This window comes from Coleofasciculus sp. FACHB-712, from assembly GCF_014695635.1.
Lineage (GTDB): Bacteria > Cyanobacteriota > Cyanobacteriia > Cyanobacteriales > FACHB-T130 > FACHB-T130.
Window position 1 is genome coordinate 1 of sequence record NZ_JACJOQ010000421.1, and the last position, 8,867, is coordinate 8,867.

Consider the following 8,867-nt stretch of genomic DNA (forward strand, 5'->3'; position numbering starts at 1 on the left):
TCAAATATCGTCCCGTCTGCCTCAACGATCTCGTTAGTGATGTTACAGAAGAATTATCAGCGCTAGCGATCGCTGCCGATTTGACGCTTTCCACAGATATTCCCACGCCGGAATTGCACGTCAACGGTGACGAAGAACAGCTGTATCGCCTGATTTTTAACTTAGTGGTGAATGCAATTCAATACACGCCTCCTGGGGGTCAGGTGGCGGTGATTTTAGAGAGCAGCACCCAAGCACTAATTTTTATAAAAGATACTGGCGTTGGCATTGCACTCCCAGAGCAGACGCGGATTTTTGACCGCTTTTATCGGATAAATAGCGATCGCGCTCGACACACTGGCGGTTCTGGATTGGGGTTATCAATCGCCAAAGCGATCGCAATTGCCCACAACGGCAGCATCGACGTTCAGAGCGAATTGGGCAAAGGCAGCACATTTACGATTCGACTGCCTTTGCATAATTAAATGCACTGCTGCATTTCTTGGCTAATTCGATTTTGGTTTAAGTTAACCGTCATTAAAGGTACTTTTGTTGGCGTTAACCTTAAGAATGCGGAAGGTGCGATCGCATCTATCTAATTAAATGCTTTAAATTTCTTCCGAATGACCTATCAGGATTTCATCCTAATTTCATTTTTTTGTAAAACACTGAGAAATACCTACTGCTTTCTTGAACTAACTTACAGATCAGGAGCGAGGATAGTTAAATAAATTGATGCCCCTATCTATGCAAATTAATTCTTTTAAAAATGGTTTTTTGGCTGTTACCCTGGTAGCGATCGCCTCCATGACTGGCGGATTTCTGACAGCTTGTTCTAGTGGCTCTCAAAACCAAGCCCAAGCCCCAACCGCCTCCCCATCAGATGCTGGCGGCATGGAACACATGGAACACAGGGGACACGGAAGCGGCATGAATCATAGCATGGCAATGGATTTAGGGCCAGCCGATGCTAATTACGAGCTGCGGTTTATTGACGCGATGAGTGTGCATCATCAAGGTGCGGTGATGATGGCAAAAGAAGCCCAACAAAAATCTAAACGCCCTGAAATCAAGCAGTTGGCTGACAATATTATCCAAGATCAAAACAAAGAAATTAATCAGATGACACAGTGGCGACAGGCATGGTATCCCCAAGCCAGCAATCAGCCGGTTGCTTACGGAGGTGCAGATAAATCCGTAGTCCCCATGTCAGAACAACAACGTCAAAGCATGATGATGTCTGGAGATATGGGCGCTGCTGATGCTGAGTTTGATCTGCGCTTTCTTAATGGGATGATTGCTCACCATGAAGGTGCTTTAACAATGGCTGAAGATGCACTCGGTAAGTCAAAGCGTCCCGAAATTAAACAATTGTCCCAACAAATTATCACTTCACAAAAAGCAGAAATTGAGAAAATGAAGCAGTGGCGACAAGCTTGGTACAAAAAGTAATTCAGATTAATTGAAAGCAGGAAGGGGCGACAAAACAGCACCGATAGCCAGGTGAGGCAAAAACTCACCTAGGGTAGGATTTCTGGCGTTGCTGACTAGGAGGATGAATTGAGTTGTCTGACCAAGGCGGAATGTATAATCTTTGCGCCTTTACGCCTTTGCGCGAAACAAATTCATTCCATCAATCAGCAACGCCTAGAAAGCCTAATTCAGTTTAGCCATCAGATCATTCATAAAGCTGTGCTTCAGCCCCGGCATACCTGGTCTAACCCAATCTGGGTGCTGCGAAGTGAAACACAGATTTACATCGCTCAAGCCACGGGGATCGAGGAGGCGATCGCTAAAGTCAAGACTCAGCATCCCCAGGAAGTCGGAAAACTGGAAGCGATCGCAGTCGCAGGTATTCTGGCACCCGATCAGGTAATTTCCCTGAATACAAATTTGTTATAACGTTCTCATCTTGAGAGAAGTTCCCAGGATGAGCATAACGGCTCGCTTGAGCGGCTGCGAACAATCTTCGCAATGCACCAGGATATTTCGGCAGTCCACTCCAAGCGAATTGTTGAGCTGTGGCTACTCGACTCAGGATTCACTATCTTTATCCCCCAGTGAACAACTATCTATTCTGGCAAATAGAGTAAGCAAGCGGTCTCGACGATTTTCAAACCAACCGTCTTCACCTGCCCATAAACTACTGGGCAAATGTCCGTCAGGCATGGACTCAGGATTGTAAGCAAAGTTGGCATTGCTACGCCAAGACCAATTTCCATCGGCATCCTTTACGCGCCAACCAGTTTTACTTCCAAAAATGTCTCTATTCTTATAAGACTCTTGAAAAATTATCTTTTGCACACTAAAGCCAAATTTTCCATCACTGTTTTCTTGCCATAGAAAATCAATCGTTTCTAAGTCAGCGCAAGGAAACACTTTCAAAGTTTCTTGGTTGACCTCTGTAGAATTGGTGATTTTTTGAATTACCCACTTTATCAATCGAGCAGTTTCTTGATCTGCCTCGCGCCATTGGTTTTCTTTTAAATATCCCTTTAGAGAGGTATAATTTGCACCAACAGAGGATTCCATTAGCTCTTTAAATTGCTTATCTTCCCGCAAACGATCAAAATCTGAATCAGCTTTAGCAAGTTTTTGAGAGGAATCCGAATCAATCTTAACAGCTTCCCTCAGATTTTCTATTGCCAATTTGTCATCCCCTAACAGTGCATGACAAACTGCTTTGGTGTACCAACCCAGAAAGTTTTCTGAATCTAGCTCAACAAGTTTCTCACCAACCGCTATTGCTTCCTGATATCTTTGGAGGTTATACAGACAAGTTCCTTTGCCCCACCAAGCCTGATAATTAACTGATGCCAGTTTAATACTTTCTTCATAAGCTGCAATCGCCTCTTCATTTCTGCCTAAACTCTGTAGCGCATCTCCGAGATTGTTAAAGGCAATAATAAGCGTTTGATCAATTTGAATTGCCTGAATCAGTGCTGGTAATGCTTCCTCATATTTTTCTAAATGATTCAAGACATACCCTTTATTGTTCCAGGCAAGCGCTAATCCCCGATTAAGGCAAATAGCCTTATCATACAGATCAATTGCTTTCTGAAGTTCCTCTTCTGTCTCCAAATAACTGTTAGCTTCATTGTAGAAGACAACTGCTTGATTCATTACTTGATAGGTGAGCAGTTTAAGTGGAGCTATAGTAGTGAAAAAATCACCTAACTTAGTGTAAACAACTTGCAAGACGGCTTCCCACTCCTGAAACAGCTTTTCTCTCGCTTTCTGATATTTTTCGATAATTGCTTGAAGTGCTTTCTGCTGTTTGTTACCACCCATCCACTGACCAATAGCTCCCCCAATTACTGATCCCAAACCTGGTGCAATAATTGATCCAAGAACAGTTCCTACAATCCCCTCAGTTGACATTGTAGTCCTACCAAAGAGGTTAGCGGTAAATTCCTGAGCTGCTCCTGAGAAAAAGGATTTCAACGCATCGGTCTCCTGAGGAAAGTTGGTTTGAAGAACTTCTCGTGTGACTCGCTCTAAATCCCGGATTGCCAATCTGATTCCAGCAAAGTTGGAGGTGGCAGTATCAGAGACAATAGCCTGTATTTCAGTCTGCTCTGGCTGAAGCCCAAAAGCTTTAGCAATATCAATAACCTGCTTTGAAAATTGATCCAGATCAAGTTTTAGTTCTGCCTCAATCGCATCTACAAAATTTTCAACAATCTCATGGATAGTTTTGTCACTCTCCGATCCAACTTTATGAGCGAGGTGCTGATAGCATGTAGTTTGAAGCGCAGTATAAAGCTGATTCGACAGTCCAATACCATCCACTTCTTGAGCCACTGATGACGCTGAGACTAGCGCAATACTCTTAGAAGAGGGAGTTAAATCTAAGCTTGATGTCTGAACTTGTCGCGGCTCACTGTTGTCTAGAAGTAGCTGGACTTCTTCCTGCCAATCAGGGAAATCCTCTTCAGAGTGTTTGCCATACACGCTCAACCTGGTTATGCTCTGAATCTCCAATTTCTGTATCATAGGTTGCAATAGCGAAATCATCTGCTCTTGATTTGGAGCTTCTGCCGCTTCAAGCATTACCTGCAAACAATCAGTTTTCAAACTGACCTTTGCTATAACACCACTGAGTTTTAGTTCTTGGTTAATCAGTGTTGCAATAGCTTTAACATTTCCTCGCTTCGCAAGGGCTTCAGGAGCTTGGCTGGGTTCTAGCCTAACTTTGAATTCTTCCACCCAATCTGGAATATCTTCTCCGACTCGTCGCCCATAAACTTTTACCACATGCCAATTGTCTACAGTAAATCCTACAAATGACTTCTGAAGAAAATCAACTAGTGGTCGCTGCGCTGGTGTTTTAGCCGCTTCCAGCATGATATGTAAGCAACTATTCTTGACAGAAGCCTTTGCTATAATGCCCTTCGATTGTAGTTTGTGGTTCAGCAGGGTTGCTATGGCTTTTGCATCTCCCTGTTTTGCTTGAGCTAAAAGGGATGCTTGAGAACTTTCCATAGGGCACTCCAGCGAGGTAGGAAAATGAGGAGCTTTTAACTGATAGGATGCCCTGATTTCTTTCTAAAATAACAAAATTGTGAGCTACTCTGAGCCATGGTTCCCACAACTCAAACTCATTCAGCAGCAGCATCAACACAAGTAATACTACAACCATACCCAAAGCGGGAACTGAGCAGCACGTTTTAAATCGAGGTGGGCGTGAAGTACAGAGTCCACTCGATCCTGAAATCCCTCTTAATGAATGGCTGCAATAACTTACTCTGGTTGCTTATAGAGAGGAAAGAGGAAGTGGCGCATTTCCATCTCTAGCTCTGGATTGTTGAAATCTCCAGCAGGAACCAGCATTACCGGATAGTCCGGTTTCTTTAAATGCATCTTGATTCCATTAATCAGCAACGCCGGATTTCTCTCTCCCCGTTCACGGGGAGGGGTTGGGGTGGTGTTCCGGATTTCATCCTAATTTCATTCTTTTGTGCAAACTTAAATATCTAGATGGTGGTTTAACGCTGTTGCGGTCAGCATCGCTGGCTATTTCGGCACTAGGTAAGTGCCCTTGCTAGAGGGCTGAATTAAACCTCGCTATCCCATCCAAACGCAAGGAACCCCTTAGTTATGCTTTTTTTTGCTAACTCCAAGCCATCTAAGGCACGCGATCGCTTATTTGGGACACTCCTGAGCCTACTGCTACTGGCTGCACCAACCTCGGTTCTCGCCCATGCTGGACATGGGGATGAGTTTCATGGGGAAACCGAAGCCAGCCAAGGAACTCCCCAAGGGATTCAAGTGGATGCCCAAACAGCAAAACGGATGGGAATCGAGGTAAAACCAGTCTCTCAACAACGGCTGGATTTTGGCATTAAAACCACGGGTCAAATTGAAACTTTGCCCAGCCAAAAAGCGGAAGTCACATCACCCACTCCGGGAAAAATCGTTGAGCTTCTCGTGGAACCCGGTGCAGTAGTTCAAGCAGGCAAAGTCGTCGCTGTCATCGCCGCACCCGACTTAGTAGAACTGCGCGTAGGTTCCCAGGAAAAACGAGCCGAAGCCGAAGCGGATCTGCAACAGGCGCAAGCAGATTTAAAGTTAGCCCAAGAAAATTATCAGCAATACTCGCAGATAGCCGCCTCAGACATTCAGCAAGCTCGCACTGAACTAGCAGTCGCTCAAGAACAGTATGAACGCGATCGCGAGTTGGAGCGTGCAGGGGCGCTGCCACGTCGCCAAATGCTGGAGTCTCTTGCTCACCTGGCAGAAGCCAAAACGCAATTGACCAAAGCAACCAGCCGTCGGGAAGTTCTGGAAGCCGAAGCGCAACTCAAACGCGCCCAATCGGCTGTAAAAGTAGCAAATTCCCGGATTCGCCTGAGTAATACTGCTTATCAGACGCGGCTACAACAACTGGGAACCCGCGCCAATGACAAAGGGTTGGTGACGGTAACAGCTCCCATTTCTGGCACCGTTGCTGACCGGGAAATTACCCTCGGTCAATCGGTGGAGGAGGCAGGGGCAAAGCTGATGACCATCCTGAATAATAAACGGGTGTGGGCTACGGCGAATATCTACGAAAAAGATTTAAATAAGGTAAAAATTGGGCAACGGGTAAACGTGAAGGTTGCCAGCTTGCCGAATCGCACCTTCACGGGCAAGATTGCGGTGATTGGCTCGGTTGTAGAAGGGGAAACGCGAGTCGTGCCAGTCAAAGCCGAACTGGATAACCCTGGCGGGCAGTTGAAGCCAGGGATGTTTGCAGAATTGGAAGTGTTAACCAACCAAACTCCCGCGCCTATCTTAGTGATTCCGACTTCAGCCGTGGTGGAAACCAATGGCAGGCAGCGAGTTTACGTGCAAAATGGTACCGCCTTTGAGCCAGTTGAAGTCACCTTGGGACGAACTGTGGGGGATGTAGTTGAAGTCAAGGGAAGTTTGTTTGAGGGCGATCGCATTGTCACCCAAGGCGCAATTCAACTGTATGCCCAATCCTTACGCGGCGACAGCTCAGAAGGCAAAAGCGAAGAGAAACAGCCTTTAACTCCAAACTCAGAGGCGATTAATCGGGTTTCTGCCATTCACAACTCACTTCCTTGGTTGTGGGTTTTGCCAGCCGGGGGAGCGATCGCATTCGTTGCCTTTTGGTTAGGACGCCGCACTCAGTCTCGCAAGGTACCTAAAACCATAGAGGCGTTGCCTGCAATACCTTTACCTCACGAATCAGAAATTGTTAATGACTCGGCAAGCAAACAGGAAAAAGTAAAAAGTCAATAATTTTCTTTCTTTTGTCTTTTGCCTTTAACTATGCTTAGTGCGCTCATCAAGTGGTCTATTAAACAACGCTGGCTAGTTGTCCTTGCCGCCATGCTGGTGACAGTTTGGATATTTCGCGTGGCGTCGCAAATGCCAGTGGATGTATTTCCCAGCTTTGCTCCACCCCAAGTCGAAATTCAAACTGAAGCCCCCGGATTAGCTCCAGAAGAAGTAGAATCTCTGGTTACTTTACCGATTGAAAGTGCTATTAATGGGACTCCCGGCGTCACAACAGTACGGTCTGCTTCAGCGGTGGGGCTTTCAGTTGTGAAAGTTATCTTCAATTGGGAAACTGATATTTATCAAGCCCGACAGTTAGTGACAGAGCGATTGCAGCAAGCGCAAGAAAAGCTGCCAGAAAGTGTTGATTCGCCACAAATTTCTCCGATTAGTTCTCCAATCGGCACTGTATTGCAATATGCTTTCACTGTTGAAGAAGGTAACAGGCAACAAGCATCTTCACCTAGCACTGACTTGATGGAGGTCAGGCGTATCGTAGATTGGCAGGTGACAAACCGCCTTTTAGCGGTTCCTGGCGTCTCGCAGGTAATCGCTTATGGGGGTGATATTCGCCAGTATCAAATATTAGTCGATCCAGCGAAACTAAAAGCGTTTGATGTGTCTTTACAGGACGTGACTGAAGCCGCAGAAAAAGCCAATGTTAACGCTCCGGGTGGATTTCTCATTAACCCTGACCAAGAGCTATTAATTCGGGGTGTTGGGCGGATTGAGTCCATTGAAGACTTGCGACAATCAGCGATTACCGCTCGAAATGGAACACCGATTCGATTAGGCGAGGTCGCTGATGTCAAAATTGGTGCCGCACTCAAGCGGGGCGATGGCAGTTTGAATGGCAAAAAGGCAATTGTGGTCATGATTAACAAACAGCCACAAGCCGATACTCCCACGGTCACTCGTGCCATTGAGGCGGCAATGAAAGAGGTGAAATCGAGTTTGCCTCCGGATGTAAAAATGACGGTTACTTTCCGTCAAGAAGACTTTATCGACGCCTCGATTGAAAATGTTCGGGAAGCACTCGTTGAAGGCAGTATTATTGTTGCTTTTATTCTTGTCCCGTTTTTGATGAATTGGCGCACGCTTGTCGTGAGTCTCACTGCACTTCCCTTGTCTTTGTTGTTAGGATTGCTAGCGTTAAATTGGCTGGGATATGGTCTGAATACGATGACTCTGGGAGGCTTGGCAGTTGCGATTGGTTCAGCCGTTGATGATGCCATTGTGGACGCTGAAAATGTCTACCGTAGCTTACGAGAAAATAAGCTGGCAGGGAAACCAAAGTCACCATTAGAAGTTGTCTTTGAAGGTTGTCAGGAGGTACGCGATTCTCTATTTGGTGCAACTTTAATTACTGTGGTGGTTTTCTCGCCAATTTTTGCCCTTGCTGGTGTGGAAGGTCGCATTTTTACACCGATGGGAGTGGCTTATTTAGTGGCAGTTCTGGCTTCTAGCGTGACCGCACTCACCATCACTCCAGCTTTATGCGCCATTTTATTGCCTCACGGTCATTTGCCAGAAAAAGAACCGTGGGTGGCGAGATTTTTCAAAGGGCTTTATCGTCCGTTTTTAATGTTTTCTTTGCGGAATTCTCAACTGATTTTGGTAGTTGCGGCTGCGAGTCTAGTGGCAGCGATCGCTATTGTCCCCTCCTTAGGACGGGTGTTTTTGCCGGAGTTCCAAGAGCGATCGCTCGTCAACACCCTGACTCTCTATCCCGGTGTCTCCCTAGAATCGACTAATCGCGCCGGTTTTGCCCTTCAGGATGCGCTTAAGGATGACCCGCGCTTTGATTTTATCCAGTTGCGATCGGGGCGTGCGCCGGGAGATGCGGATGCGGCGGGTGTCAACTTGGCGCACTTAGATGTAGAACTGAGTGAAAAGGGGATAAAAGACCGGAAAGGAAGTATTGAAAAGTTGCGAGCGGAATTTGCCAGATTACCAGGAGTTGCGCCGAATATTGGCGGATTTATCTCTCACCGGATGGATGAAGTGCTGTCTGGAGTGAGGAGTGCGATCGCTGTCAAAATTTTTGGTCCGGATTTAGAACAACTCCGCACTCTGGGTAAACAAGTCGAAGAGATTAT

At 46.1% G+C, this 8,867-nt stretch carries 6 protein-coding genes; 5 read left to right on the forward strand and 1 reads right to left on the reverse strand.

Translation table 11 applies throughout. The annotated features are described in order from the left end of the window. The 3 genes from H6F50_RS12990 to H6F50_RS13000 form a co-directional block, all read left to right on the forward strand. Nucleotides 1-464: ATP-binding protein (locus H6F50_RS12990; protein WP_242029010.1), on the forward strand; the 464-nt coding region annotated here is incomplete at its 5' end. A 250-nt stretch (nucleotides 465-714) separates the two neighbouring features. Beyond that, the gene (locus H6F50_RS12995; RefSeq protein ID WP_242029011.1) at nucleotides 715-1,431 is read left to right on the forward strand and encodes a DUF305 domain-containing protein; all 717 of its coding nucleotides are present in this window, start codon (nucleotides 715-717) and stop codon (nucleotides 1,429-1,431) included. A gap of 240 nt (nucleotides 1,432-1,671) precedes the next feature. Beyond that, nucleotides 1,672-1,881 (forward strand): hypothetical protein, encoded by a 210-nt coding sequence (locus H6F50_RS13000; protein ID WP_190429019.1) that lies wholly within the window; start codon nucleotides 1,672-1,674, stop codon nucleotides 1,879-1,881. A 132-nt stretch (nucleotides 1,882-2,013) separates the two neighbouring features. Here the strand turns inward: H6F50_RS13000 and H6F50_RS13005 are convergent, their stop codons facing one another. Continuing rightward, nucleotides 2,014-4,464, reverse strand: a complete 2,451-nt coding sequence (locus H6F50_RS13005; protein ID WP_190429020.1) for a GUN4 domain-containing protein — start codon at nucleotides 4,462-4,464, stop codon at nucleotides 2,014-2,016. A gap of 615 nt (nucleotides 4,465-5,079) precedes the next feature. Here H6F50_RS13005 and H6F50_RS13010 point away from each other — a divergent pair. Both H6F50_RS13010 and H6F50_RS13015 read left to right on the forward strand, forming a co-directional pair. After that, the gene (locus H6F50_RS13010) at nucleotides 5,080-6,729 is read left to right on the forward strand and encodes an efflux RND transporter periplasmic adaptor subunit (protein WP_190429021.1); all 1,650 of its coding nucleotides are present in this window, start codon (nucleotides 5,080-5,082) and stop codon (nucleotides 6,727-6,729) included. Between the two features lie 30 nt (nucleotides 6,730-6,759). Beyond that, a partial coding sequence (locus H6F50_RS13015; protein WP_190429022.1) for an efflux RND transporter permease subunit occupies nucleotides 6,760-8,867 on the forward strand: 2,108 nt, incomplete at its 3' end.

Excerpts from the sequence above, each read along its gene's own strand:
- H6F50_RS13010 (WP_190429021.1), top strand. The coding sequence starts at position 5,080 with ATGCTTTTTTTTGCTAACTCCAAGCCATCTAAGGCACGCGATCGCTTA.
- H6F50_RS12995 (WP_242029011.1), top strand. The coding sequence starts at position 715 with ATGCCCCTATCTATGCAAATTAATTCTTTTAAAAATGGTTTTTTGGCT.
- H6F50_RS13005 (WP_190429020.1), bottom strand. The coding sequence starts at position 4,464 with ATGGAAAGTTCTCAAGCATCCCTTTTAGCTCAAGCAAAACAGGGAGAT.